18 protein-coding genes, 1 tRNA gene and 1 pseudogene are annotated in these 19,318 nt (G+C 31.3%); 3 read left to right on the top strand and 17 right to left on the bottom strand.

The window, feature by feature from the left end; translation table 11 throughout:
• Positions 1-112: 112 nt before the first annotated feature.
• From L8X30_RS00665 to L8X30_RS00640, 6 genes and pseudogenes are all read right to left on the bottom strand, one after another.
• Positions 113-995, bottom strand: a pseudogene (locus tag L8X30_RS00665) (galactosyltransferase-related protein); the annotation flags it as partial.
• Complete coding sequence (locus L8X30_RS00660; protein ID WP_412175492.1) at positions 992-1,948, bottom strand: KpsF/GutQ family sugar-phosphate isomerase; 957 nt, start codon at positions 1,946-1,948, stop codon at positions 992-994. The gene L8X30_RS00660 and the pseudogene L8X30_RS00665, both read right to left, overlap by 4 nt.
• 8 nt (positions 1,949-1,956) lie before the next feature.
• A complete protein-coding gene (locus tag L8X30_RS00655; RefSeq protein ID WP_263678479.1) occupies positions 1,957-3,615 on the bottom strand; it encodes a polysaccharide biosynthesis/export family protein in 1,659 nt (552 codons plus the stop codon).
• Positions 3,615-4,730 carry a capsule biosynthesis protein gene (locus L8X30_RS00650; RefSeq protein ID WP_263678477.1) on the bottom strand — a complete coding sequence of 372 codons (1,116 nt, stop codon included), beginning with the start codon at positions 4,728-4,730 and terminating at the stop codon, positions 3,615-3,617. Before L8X30_RS00650 ends, L8X30_RS00655 begins: the two co-directional genes overlap by 1 nt.
• Positions 4,720-5,391 carry a capsular polysaccharide export system, ATP-binding protein gene (locus L8X30_RS00645; protein WP_039617525.1) on the bottom strand — a complete coding sequence of 224 codons (672 nt, stop codon included), beginning with the start codon at positions 5,389-5,391 and terminating at the stop codon, positions 4,720-4,722. The genes L8X30_RS00650 and L8X30_RS00645 overlap by 11 nt, the downstream gene beginning before the upstream one ends.
• Positions 5,388-6,164: an ABC transporter permease gene (locus L8X30_RS00640; protein WP_263678475.1), complete on the bottom strand. Its 777-nt coding sequence runs from the start codon at positions 6,162-6,164 to the stop codon at positions 5,388-5,390. Before L8X30_RS00640 ends, L8X30_RS00645 begins: the two co-directional genes overlap by 4 nt.
• Positions 6,165-6,245: 81 nt before the next feature.
• On the opposite strand from L8X30_RS00640, the gene L8X30_RS00635 reads away from it, so the two are divergent.
• Positions 6,246-7,043: a ferritin-like domain-containing protein gene (locus L8X30_RS00635; RefSeq protein ID WP_263678473.1), complete on the top strand. Its 798-nt coding sequence runs from the start codon at positions 6,246-6,248 to the stop codon at positions 7,041-7,043.
• A 1-nt stretch (position 7,044) separates the two neighbouring features.
• On the opposite strand, the gene L8X30_RS00630 is transcribed toward L8X30_RS00635, so the two are convergent.
• The 4 genes from L8X30_RS00630 to acpP form a co-directional block, all read right to left on the bottom strand.
• Positions 7,045-7,120: transfer RNA gene (locus L8X30_RS00630), tRNA-Phe, on the bottom strand.
• Between the two features lie 68 nt (positions 7,121-7,188).
• Positions 7,189-8,124, bottom strand: a complete 936-nt coding sequence (locus tag L8X30_RS00625; protein WP_039617520.1) for an acetyl-CoA carboxylase carboxyltransferase subunit alpha — start codon at positions 8,122-8,124, stop codon at positions 7,189-7,191.
• A gap of 1 nt (position 8,125) precedes the next feature.
• Positions 8,126-9,340 carry a beta-ketoacyl-ACP synthase II gene (locus L8X30_RS00620; protein ID WP_263678472.1) on the bottom strand — a complete coding sequence of 405 codons (1,215 nt, stop codon included), beginning with the start codon at positions 9,338-9,340 and terminating at the stop codon, positions 8,126-8,128.
• 26 nt (positions 9,341-9,366) lie between these two features.
• Positions 9,367-9,600 (bottom strand): acyl carrier protein, encoded by a 234-nt coding sequence (acpP, locus tag L8X30_RS00615; protein WP_039617517.1) that lies wholly within the window; start codon positions 9,598-9,600, stop codon positions 9,367-9,369.
• A 146-nt stretch (positions 9,601-9,746) separates the two neighbouring features.
• Here acpP and tenA point away from each other — a divergent pair, with 146 nt between their 5' ends.
• Positions 9,747-10,412 (top strand): thiaminase II, encoded by a 666-nt coding sequence (tenA, locus tag L8X30_RS00610; RefSeq protein ID WP_263678471.1) that lies wholly within the window; start codon positions 9,747-9,749, stop codon positions 10,410-10,412.
• 15 nt (positions 10,413-10,427) lie between these two features.
• Here the strand turns inward: tenA and feoB are convergent, their stop codons facing one another.
• From feoB to L8X30_RS00575, 7 genes are all read right to left on the bottom strand, one after another.
• Positions 10,428-12,452: a ferrous iron transport protein B gene (feoB, locus tag L8X30_RS00605; protein WP_263678470.1), complete on the bottom strand. Its 2,025-nt coding sequence runs from the start codon at positions 12,450-12,452 to the stop codon at positions 10,428-10,430.
• Complete coding sequence (locus L8X30_RS00600; RefSeq protein ID WP_240379420.1) at positions 12,452-12,679, bottom strand: FeoA family protein; 228 nt, start codon at positions 12,677-12,679, stop codon at positions 12,452-12,454. Before L8X30_RS00600 ends, feoB begins: the two co-directional genes overlap by 1 nt.
• A 92-nt stretch (positions 12,680-12,771) precedes the next feature.
• A complete protein-coding gene (locus L8X30_RS00595; RefSeq protein ID WP_263678468.1) occupies positions 12,772-14,112 on the bottom strand; it encodes an MmgE/PrpD family protein in 1,341 nt (446 codons plus the stop codon).
• 6 nt (positions 14,113-14,118) lie between these two features.
• On the bottom strand, positions 14,119-15,483 hold the full coding sequence (gene purB / locus L8X30_RS00590; protein ID WP_263678466.1) for an adenylosuccinate lyase: 1,365 nt from the start codon (positions 15,481-15,483) through the stop codon (positions 14,119-14,121).
• Between the two features lie 3 nt (positions 15,484-15,486).
• On the bottom strand, positions 15,487-16,656 hold the full coding sequence (locus tag L8X30_RS00585; RefSeq protein WP_263678465.1) for a trans-sulfuration enzyme family protein: 1,170 nt from the start codon (positions 16,654-16,656) through the stop codon (positions 15,487-15,489).
• 13 nt (positions 16,657-16,669) lie between these two features.
• Positions 16,670-18,109 carry a C4-dicarboxylate transporter DcuC gene (gene dcuC, locus L8X30_RS00580; protein ID WP_263678464.1) on the bottom strand — a complete coding sequence of 480 codons (1,440 nt, stop codon included), beginning with the start codon at positions 18,107-18,109 and terminating at the stop codon, positions 16,670-16,672.
• A gap of 3 nt (positions 18,110-18,112) precedes the next feature.
• Positions 18,113-18,475, bottom strand: coding sequence for a Rid family detoxifying hydrolase (locus L8X30_RS00575; protein ID WP_263678463.1), 363 nt, complete (start codon positions 18,473-18,475; stop codon positions 18,113-18,115).
• Between the two features lie 167 nt (positions 18,476-18,642).
• Here L8X30_RS00575 and L8X30_RS00570 point away from each other — a divergent pair, with 167 nt between their 5' ends.
• Complete coding sequence (locus L8X30_RS00570; protein WP_263678461.1) at positions 18,643-19,317, top strand: transcriptional regulator; 675 nt, start codon at positions 18,643-18,645, stop codon at positions 19,315-19,317.
• Position 19,318: the final 1 nt, after the last annotated feature.

Here is a 19,318-nt window from a genome sequence, read left to right as displayed (position 1 = left end):
AAATTAAAAATATTTAATACATTAAAATGCTTGATTTCATATAAATATCTAGTATAAACTAAAGATTTCAAAGGAATGTATTTTTTTGTGAAATTAAATCTACCATATTCTGTAACATCTTTATCAAGCAAAGACTTTAAATGATAGCTTTTTACATTAAATAGGTTTTTATAAAAAAGTTTATGATTTTTTCGGCGGTTACTCATATAATCGTTTTGATTTGGCTCTTCATGATAAAAATGATACATATAAACTCCATGAAAACTCATTTCTTCACCAAGCAAAGAAAACCAAGCTCTAAAACCTTTAAATGAACTCAACTCCCAATTTGCCTCATCATAAGGTAGTGCTTTTGGAATTTTTTGAAATTCTACCCCGCTATAAATAAGTCTTACTAAAAAATCAAAATCCTCATAACTATGCCCTATAAAAGCCTCACTATATCCGCCAAGACTTAAAAATTTATATTTATTTAAAATCACACTACTTGAAACTAAAGAATAAAATTTAATCCACTCTCTTTTTCCACTGATTAAATCATTTTTAATCAAACCATCCCATAAATCTTTTTCTTGTGTGTAAATAAACTCACTACCTTCTTTACTAAGATAAACAACAGGAAGTACTAAAAACTCATTAATATTTTGTGAGATATTTTTTATATCTATAAGCTGTAAAATTAACTCAAGAGTTCTTGTAGAAAAATAACAATCTACATCTAAAAACATCACCGCATCTGAATTTGCAAAAGATGCACCCAGATTGCGACATTTTCCTTGGGAGAAAAAATCTTTTTGGCTTTCATCTTTAAGGTAAATATGTCCATTTTCTTCGATAACACGCTTTAAATCATTTTCTAAAGAAGAATATCCTTCAACAAAAATATATTCAACTCTATCATCACTTTTAAACTCGCATGCTTTTTGAATAACACGGTCTTTTATATAAATTCTTTCTTTACTTAAACCAAAAGGTATAATAATAGAAAGCTTCACACATTTCCTATCGCATAAAGTTGTATGATACCCGCTATTTTTTCATTTTGAGTGACAACTATTTCTTTGATTTTGTGTTTTAGCATAAGCTCTTCTGCCTCACTTGCCATAGCACTTGCTTCTATGGTTTTTGGACTCTCGCTCATGATTTCTTTAGCTTTAAAATCAAATCTTGGCTTATCATTTGCCCTTAAAGCTCTTCTTAAATCACCATCTGTGATGATCCCAACTAGCTTTTCATTTTCAAGTACTATACAAAGTCCTAATTTACCACTAGTCATCACATCAACTAACTCATTAAACTCACTCTCAGGGCTTACTATAGGTAGATTATTTGACACCATCAAATCACCTACTCTAGTTAAAAGCTTCCTACCCAAGCTTCCCCCTGGATGAAATAAAGCAAAATCATCAGGTCTAAAATTCTTTGCCCTCATTAAAGCTACTGCTATAGCATCACCCATGGCTAAAGTAGCCGTGGTAGAAGAAGTTGGAGCAAGTTGAAGCGGGCAAGCTTCTTTTTTTACTGCTATGTTTATAAAAATATCTGCTTGTTTGGCTAGGGTAGAGTTTTGATTGCCCGCCATAACAATTAAAGGAATTTTTCTTTTTTTAATCACTGGTATGAGTTTTAAAACCTCTTCAGTTTCTCCTGAATTTGAAATAGCCAAAAGCACATCCTCGCTTGTAAGCATACCAAGATCTCCATGCAAAGCTTCACCTGGGTGCATAAAAAAGCTTGGAGTACCTGTGCTAGCTAAGGTCGCAGCTATCTTAGCTCCTATATGGCCTGACTTACCCATACCACTTACTACACATCTGCCTTTGATAGATAAAATCAGCCCAATGGCTTTATTAAAATCTTCATCTAAGTTATCACATAAATCTAAAATCGTTTTTGATTCTATCTCAAAAACTTCTTTGGCTATTTTAATCGCATCGATTTGACTCATCTAAATTCCTATATATTTAACACTACATTAGTTGCAATAGCTATTTGATATAAAATTTGTGTTAGCATGCTAAAGATTTGTAAATTTTGACTATCTACTTTTGGTAAAACTAAAATAGAATCTCCCGCTTTGATATCTGCTGAGCTTCTACCACTGTATTTAGTTGCTTTACCATTAGCATTGATTACCAAAACTCTTGATATATCTGCCCTATCACTAAAGCCACCTGCTAGGTTGATATAATATCTTAGTTTTTCTTTATCCATATATACAAATGCACCTGGTATAGAAACCTCACCTTGAACTAAAACAAGATTATTTTTACTAGGTACATTTACTACATCGCCTTCTTCTAATACTATAGAATTATACGCTTTGACATTGTCTATAACGATTTGTCCTTTTGGTTGGGCTTGTTTTGCACGCGCAATAAATTCTAAAATTGTCTTAGCCTGAGTAGCTCTAATGCTAGCTTGCTCAGCATTTACTGAAGAACTTGTTAGAGCTAGTGTTTCAAGCTCTTTAAGTTGAGCCTCAATAAGTTGTTTTTGGGTAGCTGCTACACTTTTTCTAAAAACTTGCAAGGCATTAATGTTTGATTGTTCATTAACTGTAATCATTTTAGCAAGTTCAGCTAAAGTTGTGCCTTTTTTTATCACCACTGAGTGCAAACCACTATGCTCACCTTCTATACTAATGCTAATATTTTGCGCTGTATAATCAGGTCTAAACTCTATCTCATCACCATTGTATAATTTCACACCTAAAAACTGCTTTTTGCTGTAAGCATCCACATGTAATTTATGATCATCTCTATAGCTTTTTACCACAGCATTAGTTACTATAGGCTTAGCTCCTGCGACTTTGGCTATATCTTCTAAATTTAAAATATCATTACTGAGCTCAAATCTAAAAGGCTTTTGCACATCCCCTTCTACAAAAACATACTTTTGCACACTACCCACTAAGATCACATCGCCCATTCTAAAAGGAAAAAGATCAAGTTGACCTTTAAGTAAAAAGTCATATAAATCTACTTTTTTAATGACTTTATTATCTCTTAAAATTTGAATATCTCTAAAACTACCATATTCTAAATTAATTCCACTTGCTTTATCCAAATACTGTATAATAGAATCTGAACTTAGTCCTTGATAAAGGCCTGGTTGATTTACATTTCCTGTAACAAATACCGATACATTTTGATAAATGTCCATATCCGCATATACATAGACATTGCTTTTATAAATTTTATTAATAGCTTTTGTAATAACTTGCACCAAAGCACTATTTTTCACACCCAAAAGATTAATTGCCCCTACTTTTGGTATAAAAATATTTCCTTGAGAATCTACTGTTAAAGTTTGTATAAATTCTACTGCACCCCAAATTTTTACATTAATCCTATCACCTACTGCTAATTTATAATCAGGATTGTAAACATGTTGAGTAAATTTAGTAAAATTACCATTAAATAAATGCGCACCAAAAACTTTAGTTATCGGAGCTTGAGTTTGATTAAAATCACTTTGATTGTTATCATAATTTATAATTTGTGGCTCTAAAGATGGAGCTAATGGCTGATTTTGAATTTTTGCAATTTGAGAAACATCTACTGCTGAAAATAAAAACAAAGGTAAAAGTAAAAATAAAAATATCTTTTTCATTAGTATCTATGCTCCTCTATAATCATTTTAATAAATTTAACAATTCCATAAATCAAAGATAAAATCATAAAAGCCGTGAGTATATTATACAAAGCTTCTGGGTATTTAGCACTTTGAGGTAAACTTGGACTTTGCACTATAACCACTTGTTTTATCTTTCTTAAAGCTTCTATCCTAGCACTCTCATATGCTTTTAAAGCAGCTGTATAAGCACTTTCTGCAAAACCTGCTTCTATGGTTAGATCTTGAAATTTAGCTGCAAGATCGTTAAGCTTTTGAGAGGATTTTGGCGATGAAACTTTGGATTTTTCCTTTTGAAGTTGTTTTTTCAAAGCTGTGATTTCACTTTTTATAGTGACAATTTGTGGTGCATTATCGTTTATATAGCTTTGCATCATTAAAAACTCAGCTTCTTTAGCTGCTATTTTTGATTCAAGTTCGGCTATGAGTTTTAGAGTACCTTCTGCTTGTTTGAGTGGATCAAATACTCCATATTTATTTTGAAAAGCTAAAAGTTCATCTTTAGCTTTTTGATATCTTTTTTTAAACTGCAAAAGCTCTTCTTCAGCAAATTGCATTTGATCTCTTGCAGCTTTGTGTGAAATTTCATTGATAAATTTTTCACTCTCTTTAACTATAGTTGAAGCTATTAAATGTACACTTTGTGGGTCAAAACCTTCAACTTCTACACGCAAAAGCCCATTAGCCGAGTTTTCTTGAGTAATCTTAACACGGTTTTGATAATACTTTAAAAAATCCTCTTGGTCAGCTGATGAAGAAATACTATAAAAAAAATCAAGTTTTTGTTTTTGATATAACTCACGAATTTGGATTTTTTCTTCTAAGATATTTAGCATATCTAAAGAATGAATATATGATTTTAAGAAGGTTATATCCTCACTTGAAAAAGAATTATTAGTTAAAAGTGCGGCAATTCCAGTGATAGCTCCGCTATCTCCTGTGGTTGATTTCACACTTAAAACACTTTCACTCACATAACGATTTGCTGCTATGAAAACATAATAAAATACAACAAATGCTGTTAAAATCAATACTATTTTAAAAGAATTAAGTATCTTTAAATTTTTAAACTTTTTTAATAAATCATTTTGCATTTATTTTTCCTTGATACACCGCTATGCCCTCATCTACATCATCATATATAGTAGCTTGTCCATCTTGCATAAATATAATTTTATCACACCATTGTTTAATTTCAGCTACATTATGTGAAACCATAATAACTTTTGACTGACTTAATTTTTCTTTATAGATTTTAGAGCTTTTTTCTCTAAATTTAGGATCTCCCACAGCACCTGCTTCATCAATCAAATAATAATCAAAATCAAATGCCATACTTAAGCCAAAAGATATCCTAGCACTCATACCTGCTGAGTAGGTATTCATAGGCTCATCAAAAAATTTACCCAGCTCAGCAAAATCTTCAACAAATTTAATCTTTTCTTCTAAAGCCTTTCCTTTATAACCATATACTCTAGCTACAAAGCGCGCATTGTCCCTTGCTGAGAGTCTGTGTTGAAACGCACCCGCTAAGCCTAGAGGCCAAGATAATTTTTTATTAGTGATAATCTTACCTCTATCAGGAAGCAAGGAGCCACTTAAAAGTTTCATTAAGGTTGATTTTCCAGCGCCATTGCGTCCCATTAAACCTATACTGCAATTTTCAGGGAATTCAAAACTTAAGTTTTTAAAAACATAATGCCTTCCACCATTGCGCAAAGGAAAAGATTTGGTTAAATTAACTAATTTTATCATCGCACTGCTATCAACTTTTCTCTAGTAAAATAATAAAAAAACAACCCCAAAAACAAAATAACACTCAAGCATGCAATAGGGTAATAATAATTATAATCATCAAGTAATGGATAATTTTGAAAAAAATTATATTTTAAAAGCTCCATAATATGCAAAAGTGGATTATAATATAAAATATCTAAAATAGGTTTTGGAACTATCCATATAGGAAATACCACCAAGGCTGTCCAGTATAAAACTATATTTAAATAATTTAAAGCCATTTTTAAAGGTTCTGCAAAATGCCCTGCTATAGCAAAACACATCCCCATAGCAAAGCCAAACACCACAAGCAAAAAAATCGAAAACATCACTTCTAAAAAATGCTTAGGTATGACTTGCATATGTAAAAACCAACCTGCTAAAAACATCACACAAATAAAAATAGTAAAATAAATACAAAACTCAAGCAATGCTCTTGCAATAAAAACATGAATAGGACGAATAGGCTTATAAGAAAAAAGAGCTAAATTAGCCCCAATACCGTGCAAAAGCTGATTAATAATACTTCTAAACATAAAAAAAGGTATAATTCCTACTGCTAAAAATAAAAAGATAGAAACACCTTCAGGCATGATTTGATGATGAAATTCTCTAATAGCTGCTATAATAGAAGTGATTGCCAAAACCACCATCATAGGTTCTCCAATCACCCAAAAATAGCCCAAATATTTATTAATACCAAATCTTGTCTTTAGCTCTCTAAAAAAAAGAGCATGTATGACATTAAACATATTTTTAGCAAACCTTTTTAAATTTTCAAAATTTTTATATTATACTTTTTTATCTTATATAATATTTAACAAGGTTTAAAAATGAAAAGAAATTTCTTTGAAGAATTAGAAAAAATTTTATATCACAATGATATTTTTAAAAAGATTGAATTATTTAATGAATTTTATGAAAATTTTAAAGCTAATTTGTATGATTTTAATCATTCCCATGAAGCGATCATTTGTGAAAACTCAAAAGTTAAAATCCTTCATCCCATGAAAATAAGGCGTCCAAAAGAAGCAAATAGCACTTTATCTTTAGCAAAAATATTACATTCAGTCGCACATATAGAATATAGTGCTATAAATTTAGCCTTAGATGCTAGTTATAGATTTAAAAACTTACCATTGAAATTTTATCAAGATTGGCTTGAAGTAGCTGATGAGGAAATTAAGCATTTTTTACTTTTAGAAAAAACTTTAAATGAACTTGGTTTTAAATATGGAGATTTCCATGCCCATGATAATCTTGAAAAAGCCTTATTTTTAACCAAAGATAATCTTGCTCATAGAATGGGCATAGTCCATAGAGGGCTTGAAGCAAAAGGACTTGATGCTAATCCTTTTGTCTTAGAAAAATTAAACACCACCAATCATCCTATAAAAAATTTATTTGGTGAAATTTTTACCATTATATTAAATGATGAGATTAAACATGTAAATAAAGGAGATTTTTGGTGGAATTATGCAAAAAATGAAAATGATGATTATATTGATCTTTGTGCCAAATATAAAGAATTTAATCTTTTAGGAAAAGTATATAACAAAACAGCTAGAATACAAGCAGGATTTAGTGAAAATGAACTTCGAGAATTAGACGATTTTTATAATAGAAAATGAATGGTGGTTAGAGGCAGAATCGAACTGCCGACACGCAGATTTTCAGTCTGCTGCTCTACCGACTGAGCTATCCAACCACTGAATTGAAGTTGTAATTATACAATAGTTTTTTTAAAAAAAGTTGAAATTTGCATAAAAATGCAAATTATTCAGAAAAAGCTCCAAATTTAAAGATTTTTTGCATTCTTAATGCTGCTAATTCACGTTTATCGTATTGTTCTAATTCTTCTATAGCTTTTAAGACATAATCACTTAAATTTTTAATCGCATTTTCTTTATCTCTATGAGCTCCACTCATTGGTTCTTCGATAACATCATCAATTAAACCTTGAGTTTTTAAATCATCAGCAGTTACTTTCATCGCCTTAGTAGCAGCTTCACTTTTTGATGGATCATTCCATAAAATAGCAGCACAACCCTCAGGTGAAATCACAGAAAAAACTGAATTTTTCATCATAGCAAGTTTATCAGCTACTCCTATGGCTAAAGCACCACCACTTCCACCTTCGCCTATAACTACTGCTATAGTGATTGTTTTAAGAGCGCTTAATTCATATAAATTTCTAGCTATAGCCTCACTTTGACCACGTTCTTCAGCACCCACTCCTGGATAAGCACCCGGAGTATCCACTAAAAATAACACCGGTATGTCAAATTTTTCAGCCATTTTTGCTACTCTTAGAGCTTTTCTATAACCTTCAGGATGAGGCATACCAAAATTTCTATGAAGTTTATCTTTAGTACCTCTACCTTTTTGCTCACCTATAACAATAACTTTTTTACCACCTATATAGCCCGCATAACACACAATAGCAGGATCATCTCTAAAAGCACGATCACCATGAATTTCATAAGCATCACTTAATATAGCTTGAATATAATCAAGCGCATAAGGACGATCAGGATGTCTTGCAAGCTGTAAGCGTTGGTAGTCGCTTAAATTTTTATAAACTTTTTGAGTTTCTTTTTCAAGGTTTTTTTCTAAAATTTTTACTGCTTCATCATCGCCTTTGATTTTAGCATTTGCCAAATCTTCATCAATTTGCTGAATATTTTTTTCAAAATCTAAATATGAAGCCATATTAATCTACTTTTTTGAAAATCACACAACCATTTGTTCCACCAAAACCAAAAGAATTGCTCATTACAACATTAACTTCGCTTTTTCTTGCAGTATTTGGTATATAATCAAGATCGCAATTTTCATCTGCTACGATTTGATTGATAGTTGGCGGTAATATACCTTGATCAAGTGCCATTAAAGAAATAACAGCTTCAATAGCTCCAGCAGCACCTAAGCAATGTCCTGTTTGACCTTTTGTAGAACTAACTAAAGGAATTTGATCTTTGAAAAGTTCTTTAATAGCTGCCGTTTCATTTTTATCATTTACCGGAGTAGAAGTTCCGTGCGCATTAATATAATCTACTTTTGGGTTTCCTGCCATTTTTAAAGCTTTTTTCATAGCATGCAATGGCCCTTCTAAAGTAGGCGAAGTGATATGATGTGCGTCCGCACTTTCGCCAAAACCTACTAACTCAGCATAAATTTTAGCTCCACGCTTTTTAGCAACCTCATACTCTTCAAACACTAAAGCACCGGCACCCTCACCCATCACAAAACCATCTCTTTCTTTATCAAATGGTCTTGAAGCTTTGGCTGGATCATCATTTCTAGTAGAAAGAGCTTTCATAGCAGCAAAGCCACCTATACCCACAGCACAAATGGCTGCTTCAGCACCTACTACAAGCATTTTATCTGCATTGCCTAAAGCTATGCTTTTATAAGCTTCGCCTATAGCATGAGTCCCCGCTGCACAAGCAGTTACGCATGAGATATTTGGTCCTTGTAATCCATGCTCGATTGAAATAATCCCGCCAAGCATATTAACCAAAGCTGAAGGTATGAAAAAAGGAGTAATTTTACGTGGTCCACGCTGTGCGCAAGTAACGGAATTTTTTTCTATATTTGGTAAACCACCTATACCAGCTGCTGAAACTACACCAAATTCTTCTTTATTTAAAGTTTCATCAAATTTAGCATCTTCCATAGCTTCTCTTGCTGCTTTAATACCAAGTTGTATAAAACGATCTATTTTTTTAACCTCTTTAGCATCACAAACACTTAAAGGGTCAAAATTTTTTACTTCAGCAGCAATTTGCACTGGAAAATCAGTGGTATCAAAAAGAGTGATTTTATCAACGCCACTTTTACCATCACAAATTGCTTTAAATGAGCTATCTTTGTCTAAGCCAAGAGCATTGATCATTCCTATACCTGTTACTACAACGCGTTTCAAACCGCACTCCTTATTAAAAATTAAATTTATTTTTGAAGATTTTCTATATAATTAACAACATCTTCGATTTTTACTAGTTTTTCAGCATCACTGTCTGGAATTTCTACATCAAATTTTTCTTCTAAAGCCATAACTAATTCAACAACATCTAAAGAATCTGCACCTAAATCTTCAATGATTTTAGATTCCATTTTAACTGCATCTTCATCAACACTAAGTTGCTCAACAACTACTTTTTTTACATCATCAAAAATTGCCATTTTTATCTCCTAGTTTAAAAAATTAAACCACATTTTACAATAAAAAAATAAATTTCTTGTTTAAAAAGTTAAAAATTAAAGATTATTACGAAAAAATTTAATTATCTGTGTTTAAATAAAAGCTTAATTTTTAACAAAGGAAATTAATGCTTTTAGATAAACTTATAAAAGAAAATAAAAAAACTTGGGAGCAATATATCTATCATGAATTTGTAAAAAAACTTCAAAATGGCACTTTAGAAAAAGATGTATTTTTGTTTTATCTTAAACAAGATTATATCTTTTTAAATAATTATGCAAAATGTTATGCTCTGCTTGCTTTAAATGCAAATAATGCTAAAGAAATTCAATTTGCTATTAAAAATCAAAACTACACTTTAGAAGGAGAATTAGAGCTTCATAGAAGTATTTTAAAGCTAGGTATTGATGTAGAAAAACTTAACCATAAAGATGAAAGTTTAACTAATATTGCCTATACAAGATACTTACTAAGCGTGGGACAAAATGGAGATTATTTGGATATGCTGTGTGCTTTGAGTGCTTGTGCTATAGGCTATGCATATATAGGAGAAGAAATTTATAAAGGGCTTAATAAACAAAGCTTAGAAAATCATCCTTACAAAGAATGGATTTTAACCTATGCGGGTAAAGAATTTCAAGATGAAATCAAAGAATTTAAAGACTTTTTTAATTCTTATGCAAATAGCATTAGCGAAGAAAAATTTAAAAAGTTAAACGAAATTTTTTATACTACCGTAAGACTTGAAACAGCCTTTTGGCAACACTCTTTAGAGCAAAAAATGGAAATTTAATCATCATAAAGATGATTAAATTATCAATTTAGCAATATTAATCCCTACAAAAGCAACCAAATACGCACATAAAGATGTAAATATAAAAAGATACCATGCATATTTTTTATTTCCTGCTTCTTTAGCAAAAACTATAGTTGCTGCAAAACAAGGATTATAAATCATAACAAAAAGTATAAAAGCTACTGCTGTGCTAAAAGGGATGTTTTCTTTTATGGCTTCTTGTAAATTTAAACTTGTCTCATCAACTTCATCACCTAAAGAATAAAGCACACCCATGGTAGAAATCATCACTTCTTTAGCAGCTAAACCACTTACCAAAGATACACTAAGTTTCCAATCAAAGCCAAGTGGTGCAAAAATAGGCTCTATTGCTTTACCAAATTGTCCAAGATAACTATTTTCTATCTGAAGCTCTTGAGTTAAAGCATCTTGAGTATTATTTTCTTGTGCAGGAAAATTACTCGCAAACCAAATAAGCAAAGAAGCTATCAAAATAAATGTTCCTGCTTTTTTTAAATACATTTTGGCTTTGTTAAACACCATAAACCATACCAAATTCCAATTTGGCATTCTATATTTTGGCATTTCCATTACAAAGGGTTCATCTTGTCCTTTAAAAGCACTCATTCTTAAAATTTTAGCTGCAATCAAACCCAAAAACGCACCCAAAAGATAAATCCCAAAAAGATAATTTCCCGCTACATCAGCAGGAAAAAACACTCCAACAAAAAGCACATATACAGGAAGTCTTGCACCACAACTCATAAAATTAATAATAAAAAGAGTTAATAATCTATCTTTTTTATTTTTTAAAGTTCTTGTAGCCATAAATGCAGGTACTGAGCAACCAAAACCCGTGATTAAAGGGATAAAACTTTTACCATGTAAGCCAAATTTATATAAAATTCCATCTAGTAAAAATGCAACCCTAGCCATATATCCAGTTGTTTCAAGCAAGGCTATACCAAAAAATAAAATCATAATATTTGGTAAAAAAGTTATAACCGCACCAACCCCACCTAAAACACCATCAGCTAAGGCTGAAGCGATAAATTCATTGCTAATATTATTTTTTACCATATTACCTAAATTAGCAAAAAACATTTCTATATAATCCATAGGAATTTGACCTAAAGTAAAGGTTAGTTGAAATAAAGCCCACATAAAAAACAAAAATATAGGAATTCCTAAAAATTTATTGATTAAAATAGAATCTATTTCTTTGGTATGATTTTTATACTTAACACCCTTACTTAAAACCTTAGCACATATACCATTTGCAAAAGCAATTAGCTCTTCTTTAAAAATACTTTCTATATCTTTGCTATGATATGCCATATAAATTTTTTCTAAAGCTTCATCAAGTATTTTTCTCAAAGCGTGTGAAATGACTATATTGGCTTCATTTTTAAGTAAAGCAAGTGCCAAATCTTTTGTAGAAAAATCTAAATAAGTAATTTCATTTTGATTTAAAAAATCACTTATTTTTGCAAGTTCTTCTTCTATAATATCACTATAAACACGCTCTTTGGCTTCAAATTTAGCTTCATGGGTTGAAATGATTAAATCCAAAAGCGCATTTAGATTTTCTTTAGTTTTAGCACACACGCCAAGACAAGGTGTATTTAGAAGTTGGGATAAAATTTTAAAATCTATACTAAAACCTTCATTTTTAGCTTCATCTTGCATATTTAAAGCCATAATCATTTTGATTTTAGCTTCTATTAAAGATGCACTCAAAATCAAATTACGCTCTAAATTTGTAGAATCAAGCACATTTACTACAAGATCAAATTTACCTTTTTTTAAAAAATCTTTTGTAATTTTTTCTTCTTCGCTATAACCATCCAATGCATAAGTTCCTGGTAAATCTATAAATTTAAACTCATAATTTTTATAAACTAATCTAGCCTCAGCCTTTTCAACCGTAACACCGCTAAAATTACCAACTTTCATATTAGCTTTACAAAGTGCGTTAATTAATAAACTTTTACCGACATTTGGCTGACCCACTAAAGCAACGATGATTTCTTTCATTAAAACTCTTTTGAAATTTGTATTATTTTTGCTTCACTTGAGCGTAAAATCACGCAAGTTGTATCAAGTTCTACCATAATAGTAGAATTTGCAATAGAAGAGCGAATTTTTTTAACTTTTTTGTTTTTTGCAAAACCAAAACTAAAAAGTCTTGCTTGGAGTTGTTTATCTGCTTCAAAGCCTACTATAATAGCTTCTTCATTATCTTTTAATGCATCTAAAGTCATGTTTTTCCTTACAAAAACTAAGATAAAACATTATATAAAAAATTAAATTATTTCTTTTTTAAAATAATAAGCAATCTCAAAAAATGAGATTGCTAGAAATCAAAATCATTTATATTTTCTAAATTTTGAAGCTTTTTGACTAATTCCTCAGCCTTTTCTAAAGAAAGTGCTATGCTAGCATTGGAAAGAAATTTATCTTTTAATTCGTCAAAACTTAAAGGATTATCAAAATTTCCTTTATTAATCAGTACATCTTTTTTAATTACTCTTCCATCATTTAAAACAGCTTCTAAATGTCCTGGAAAGTATTTAGGGAAACCGCTAGATTTTTTCTTTTCATAGCTAATTTTTTTAGCAAATTCTATTAGTTCAGCTCTATTTAAATCTTCATAAGATTTTAAAGTAATTTTGCCATCAAAAAATGCCAAAGCCATTAAAAAAGGCATGGAAAATTTAGCAGCATAAGCACTTTGTGGAGTGTATTTTGCTTCTATTGGATCACAGATAAATGAAATTGGCACCTCATCTACAAAACAATGTATACTTTTGATATCTTGTGCTTTTAAGCCATCATTTCTTAAACTCATAGCACAATCAATAAGCCCATGTGCAAAATGACAACTTGGATAAGGTTTTAACGAAACTTGCATTACTTGCCAAATTTCATTCAAGCCCTTACAAAGTTCATTTTTATCACACTCATCTTCTAAGCCAAAAGTTCTAAAGATATTATCCCTTCCTTCAAATATACTCAAAGGACCGCTCATATTAGCTTTTGCGCAATTTGCTACTAAAATTCCATTTTTCAAAGCATTAGCTATGTGTAAAACTTTAGAATTAGAACCATTAGATAAAAACTCATTTACCCCACTTGCAAAACTTCCTGCTAAACCTAGCGCATTGATGATTTGTTCTTTGTTTAAACCAAGTAAAACACAACTTGCAGCCACACTACCAAAAATTCCTGCTATAGCTGTAGTATGAAAGCCGCGTTTATGGAAACTTCCTTTGCTTGCTATACCCACTCTAGCAGCAATTTCCCAACCAACTATAAAAGCTTTTAAAACTTTTTTTCCATCTTTACTTACGCTAAATCCATAAGTTAAACAAAGCGGAGTTAAAATAGCACTAGCATGCAAAATAGCTTCAGTATGAGTATCATCAAAATCAAGGGCATGCGCTGCAATAGCATTTACCATCGCAGCATAAATTACATCAAGCTTTTTATCTTCACTCCAAATTTTTTCACTAGGATTTACGCTTAAAGCTTCAAAAGCCTTAGTTGCATTTAAAACACAAGCTTCATTTTTAGCAGCTAGGGCTGTTCCTAGTGCATCAAGCATAAGCTCTTTTGCTCTTTGTTTTACTTCACTAGGGATAGCTTCATAGTCTAAATTTACGATAAATTCGGCTAGTTTTTCACTTAAATACATTTTTTCCTACTTTAGAATTGGTGCATTAGCGATTTTTTCTAAGAACTCATCAACTAATTTTGGTGCATAACCTACATAAGTTGTAGCATCCATTAAAACATCAATATCTTTTTCACTTAAAACCTTACTCACGCGCTCATCTTCAAGTAAAACTTCTTTGAAAGTTTTATGATTTTCTATACCTCTCATAGCATTTTCATAAACAATTTCATGTGCATGTTGCTTACCATAGTGATCGCTTAAAGCAAACATTACACGTTCTGCTAATACAAAGCCATTAAGCGTATCAAGATTTTTTAGCATTTTGTCTTTTTTAACTTCTAAATCATCAAAGACAAATTTCATATTTGCCAATACCACTGAAAGCATTAAAAACGCTTCTGGCAAAAGCTTCCATTCCATTTTCCAAACTTGACCATCTCTTTCATGTTCATGTCTTTCTATATCGCTTAAAATTGCAATATTAGCTCTTAGAGCATTACTTACAGTCACTGCATTTTCACTTACTGCAGGATTTCTTTTATGAGGCATAGTAGAGCTTCCCACTTGACCTTTTCCAAAAGGCTCAGCAATTTCATCGATTTCGTTATGAGCTAAGATTAAAAGCTGATGTGCGATTTTGTTAAAGGTTGCATTGATATTACCTAAAACATAACCAAGCTCTATAAAACGATCTCTTGCTGGTTGCCATGAGATATCAGGAACTTCTAAACCTAAGCTTTCTAAAGTAAGTTTTTCTACTTCATTAGCCTTGTCACTTAAACTTGCTTTAGTTCCTACTGCACCTACGATTAATCCTACATATAATCTTTTTTCAAGTTCAATAATTCTTTCATAGTGGCGATTAAGCTCACTAAGCCAAATTGCAACTTTGTGTCCAAAAGTTATAGGTAAAGCTTGTAAAGCTAAGGTTCTTCCCATCATTGCAGTGTTTTTATGCTCTTTTGCTATTTTTGCTAAATTTTTAGCTATATCTTTTAAATCTTGCTTGATTAAAGCCATAGCTTCTTTAAATTGTAAAACTATGCCTGTATCAATGATATCTTGCGTTGTTACACCAAAATGTACATATTCACCAAGACCATTTTCACAAGCTTTTTCTAAACCACGCACAGTAGGCACTAAAGGGTGTTTGGTCTTTTTAAACTCAGCAAAAATAAAATCCATATCCATAAATTTATAATGCGCTTTTTTAGCTATTTCTATAGCTGCTTCATTAGGGATAATGCCAAGTTTTGCTTGAGCTTTTGCCAAGGCAGCTTCTACATCAAGCCATTTTTGAATTCTATTTTCTTCACTAAAAATAGCTCTCATTGCAGGAGTGCTCCAAGAATCTTGAAGCAACCTCATATCAAATACACTCACACCCATGTTTTATCCTTTAAAATTTATTTTTTCAAATGCTTGTTTTAAATCAGCAATCAAATCCTTACTATCTTCAAGACCTATATGAAATCTCACAAAAGGCCCTCTAGCACTCCAATCTGTTGCAGTTCTTGGTGGAGTAGTAACAGTAGCTAAACTCTCATATCCACCCCAGCTTGCACCAATTGAAAAATACTCTAAATTATCTACAAACCCAATGGCTTGTTCTTTTGAAATACCATCTGCAAATTCAATCGTTACCATACCATTAGCGCCTTTATGATCACGCATAAAAACTTCATGGTTTGGATGAGTTTTTAATTTTGGATAAAAGATTGTTTTAACTTCTTTTCTGCTTTGTAAAAACTCTACTACCTCATCTGCACTTTTTTCATGTGCTTTCATTCTTACATCTAAAGTTCTCATACCACGAAGCACTAAATAAGCATCATCAGGACTTGTAGTAAATCCTAAAGCTTCTGGTAATTTGTCAAAATTTTTCCATTCTTTTTCATTAATCACTACTATACCCATGGTTACATCTGAATGCCCACTTAGATATTTAGTTGCGGCAATCACTGAAATATCCACACCAAGCTCAAGCGGATTTAAAAAATACCCACTTGAATAAGTATTATCAATCGCTACTGGTATGTTATGTTTGTGTGCAATTTCACAAAGTTTTGGCAAATCTATGATTTCATAAAGTATAGAACCTGGGCTTTCACAAAGGATTAATTTTGTGTTTGGTTTGATCTTTTCTTCTACATCAGAAGCATCGGCTTTTAAAAAGTCAATTTCTACACCCATTTTAGTTAAAAATAAATCACAAATTGTTCTAACAGGTCCATAAATAGCATCAGTGATTAAAAAATGAGCATCTTTGCTAGCATAATTTAAAAGCACCATAGCTAGCGCTGCAAGTCCTGTTGGGAAAAGTTGCGCTCTATGGCCTCCCTCAAGCGCACAAATTAGTTTTTCAAGTTCAAAATTAGTTGCTGTTCCTCTAGCACCATAACTTAAAACACGATCTGTTTTTCTTAACTCACGGTATTTTTGCCAAGTTGCATGATCTTTAAAAAGTATAGTTGATGCACGCATTAAGGTTGGATTAACTGATCTTACTTCAGCATTTTGATCGCCTCTTCCTAGGTGGATTAATTTAGTTTTGTTGTTCATTTTGTACTCCTTTTTATAGATAAATATAAGTCATAATCACATTAACAATAGCAGCTACAAGCATAGGAATAGCCGTTCTTTTCACAACTTGTAGTGGATTTACTTTAGCTATAGCCGAAATTGCCAAAATAGCAGGTGCAATAGGTGAAACACATCTACCAAAACCTGTCATGATTTGAATAGGTGCTATCATAGCTATGGTTTCAACCCCAAAAGATTTTGCTATATTTGGAATAAGTGGCGCAAAAGAAAAAAATGCTGCATTTCCTGAACCCATTAAAAATGCACATACAGCAAGCAAAATAGAAACTGCTATAATAATAGCAAGCACTCCAAAACCTGCATCTTTTGCAAAACCTATTAAAGTATCTACAAAGCCAACTGATAAAAGTCCGTTTGCAAAAACTTGACCACAAACGATCAAAGAAACTGTGATTACAAACAAATGCCCCATACCTTTGAAAAATACCATAATAGAATTTAAAGTATCAATCAAACTTCTATAACGAATGATTTCAAAAATAATTGCAATAAAGGTTGAAATCATCATTGCAACTGGCACATTCATTTTAATAGCAGTAGATGAAGCGGCTTTAACTTCTTCCATGGTAGCAAATCCCATTAATACCATAATGCTATCTAAAACACTGCTAAAACCCAAAATTAACACTAAAGGTATAACAGGTAAAATCGCATAGATTCTAGGTGGTTTTTTCACCTCTTCTTTTTTGCTATCATTTTCTGATAACTCTTTTTCTATCTCATCACGATTAAAAACAAAATTTTCTTTTTTATCAAAATATTTTGAGCAAAAATAAATCGCAATACCCACAGCAATAATAATAGGTACAGTTGTAGGAAGCTGATAATGCACAAAATACACCGCAGGATCAATTTCAGCTGTTTTTGCAGCTAAAATCACATTACCACTACCTGGACCATGGTCAATGTATTGACAAATAGCGATAATTGAAAGCGCAGAAAGCTTAGAAACGCCTGAGCGCACTAAAATAGGATACATTGTAACCATAAGTAAAAGCGCCAAACCTGCATGTGAAGGTATAAAAAGCACTAAAAACTGGATTACAAAATATGAAACTAACAATAGAACATAAGGCGATTTTACTGCCTTTAAAGGTCTTTCAAACACTTTAAATAAAGCATAACTTGCGCCCACATGATCCATATAAGCAGAAAATCCCGCTATACACATCAAAGTAAGTCCAAGCCCTGCTAGAGTGCTTGACATATTTGTATTAACAACTTGGAAAATATCAAAAAGTCCTAAATGCAAAGATTGCTTTTCACTAATGATAGGAGAAAGTCCAAAAATTCCTGCTAGAGATAGCAAGAATAAACCACTTAAAAGCAACGCCATATGGGCGTTGATTTTTTTATAGAGCATAAATACAAGTAAAAATACAGAACATCCTGCAAAAAATAAACCCAACATGCTCTATCCTTTATAAGCAATAACCTCTATCTCCACTTTAGCACCCTTAGGAAGATCTTTTACCGCAAAAGCACTTCTTGCAGGATATGGAGCTGCGAAAAATTCAGAATAAACCTCATTGAAAACCACAAAATCATCAATATTTGCTAAAAAGCAAGTCGTTTTAACCACATTGTTAAAATAAAGATTATTTTCTTCTAATATAGCCTTAATATTTAACAATGATTGTCTTGTTTGTTCTTTTACATCTTCACTTTCTATATTTCCACTTTCTGGATTAATAGGAAGTTGTCCTGAAATAAATAACAAACCATTAGCTTCTCTATAAGCTGAATATGGTCCTATAGCCTTTGGATAATTTGCCATGTATACTCCTTGTGTTTAAATGAAATCATAATATAATATTATCATCATAATAATAAATTGTCAATATTTTTTTATCATAATAATAATTTTTTTTATTATTATAATTATTAACAACTTTGATGAAAATATTATGTAAAATAACAAAAAACAACAAAAAGGTCTAGATCATGGATGAGCAACAAAAAGAATTATTTATCAAACTTACCCAGTTTTTAGGGCAAGTACTTGGAGATCAATATGAAATAGTTTTTCATGTGATTGCACCTGAGGGTTCATATATTGCAGCCATTGCAAATAATCACATTAGTGGAAGAACCATTAATTCTCCATTAACTTCTTTTGCAAGTGAACTTGTACAAGAAAAAGAGTATTTAAACAAAGATTTTTTATGTGATTATAAAGCAAAGGTTGGAAAGTCTAAGATTGTTACTGGATCAACTTTTTTTATAAAAAATCAAAAGAAAATCGTGGGAATTTTATGTATAAATCACGATACCACAGAGCTTAGAAATGCTATTAGTAAAATCATAGAACTTGAAAAAATCAATGATTTTAGTGATTTATTAGATATTCATAATCAAAACAATATAAATTTGCACAATGTGAGTAATATAGAAACACTTAGTCACTCTATAGAAGATATTTTAGCTGAAAATATAGACTTAAAATATTTAAATTCAGGATATAGCTTAAGCACTGAGCAAAAAGATGAGATTATTAAAAAGCTTCATTCGAAAGGAATTTTTAACATCAAAGGAAGCATACCTATAGTTGCTAAGTCGCTTAATATATCAGAACCTAGTGTCTATAGGTATTTACAAAAACTTAAAAACAATCTCTAAG

The sequence above is a fragment of the Campylobacter sp. CNRCH_2015_0338h genome, from assembly GCF_025772785.1.
Classification (GTDB): domain Bacteria; phylum Campylobacterota; class Campylobacteria; order Campylobacterales; family Campylobacteraceae; genus Campylobacter_D.
This window is presented reverse-complemented; position numbering and strand designations above follow the sequence as displayed.

Excerpts from the sequence above, each read along its gene's own strand:
- L8X30_RS00660 (WP_412175492.1), bottom strand. The coding sequence starts at position 1,948 with ATGAGTCAAATCGATGCGATTAAAATAGCCAAAGAAGTTTTTGAGATA.
- L8X30_RS00655 (WP_263678479.1), bottom strand. The coding sequence starts at position 3,615 with ATGAAAAAGATATTTTTATTTTTACTTTTACCTTTGTTTTTATTTTCA.
- L8X30_RS00650 (WP_263678477.1), bottom strand. The coding sequence starts at position 4,730 with ATGCAAAATGATTTATTAAAAAAGTTTAAAAATTTAAAGATACTTAAT.
- L8X30_RS00645 (WP_039617525.1), bottom strand. The coding sequence starts at position 5,391 with ATGATAAAATTAGTTAATTTAACCAAATCTTTTCCTTTGCGCAATGGT.
- L8X30_RS00640 (WP_263678475.1), bottom strand. The coding sequence starts at position 6,164 with ATGTTTAATGTCATACATGCTCTTTTTTTTAGAGAGCTAAAGACAAGA.
- L8X30_RS00635 (WP_263678473.1), top strand. The coding sequence starts at position 6,246 with ATGAAAAGAAATTTCTTTGAAGAATTAGAAAAAATTTTATATCACAAT.
- L8X30_RS00625 (WP_039617520.1), bottom strand. The coding sequence starts at position 8,124 with ATGGCTTCATATTTAGATTTTGAAAAAAATATTCAGCAAATTGATGAA.
- acpP (WP_039617517.1), bottom strand. The coding sequence starts at position 9,600 with ATGGCAATTTTTGATGATGTAAAAAAAGTAGTTGTTGAGCAACTTAGT.
- tenA (WP_263678471.1), top strand. The coding sequence starts at position 9,747 with ATGCTTTTAGATAAACTTATAAAAGAAAATAAAAAAACTTGGGAGCAA.
- feoB (WP_263678470.1), bottom strand. The coding sequence starts at position 12,452 with ATGAAAGAAATCATCGTTGCTTTAGTGGGTCAGCCAAATGTCGGTAAA.
- L8X30_RS00600 (WP_240379420.1), bottom strand. The coding sequence starts at position 12,679 with ATGACTTTAGATGCATTAAAAGATAATGAAGAAGCTATTATAGTAGGC.
- L8X30_RS00595 (WP_263678468.1), bottom strand. The coding sequence starts at position 14,112 with ATGTATTTAAGTGAAAAACTAGCCGAATTTATCGTAAATTTAGACTAT.
- purB (WP_263678466.1), bottom strand. The coding sequence starts at position 15,483 with ATGGGTGTGAGTGTATTTGATATGAGGTTGCTTCAAGATTCTTGGAGC.
- L8X30_RS00585 (WP_263678465.1), bottom strand. The coding sequence starts at position 16,656 with ATGAACAACAAAACTAAATTAATCCACCTAGGAAGAGGCGATCAAAAT.
- dcuC (WP_263678464.1), bottom strand. The coding sequence starts at position 18,109 with ATGTTGGGTTTATTTTTTGCAGGATGTTCTGTATTTTTACTTGTATTT.
- L8X30_RS00575 (WP_263678463.1), bottom strand. The coding sequence starts at position 18,475 with ATGGCAAATTATCCAAAGGCTATAGGACCATATTCAGCTTATAGAGAA.
- L8X30_RS00570 (WP_263678461.1), top strand. The coding sequence starts at position 18,643 with ATGGATGAGCAACAAAAAGAATTATTTATCAAACTTACCCAGTTTTTA.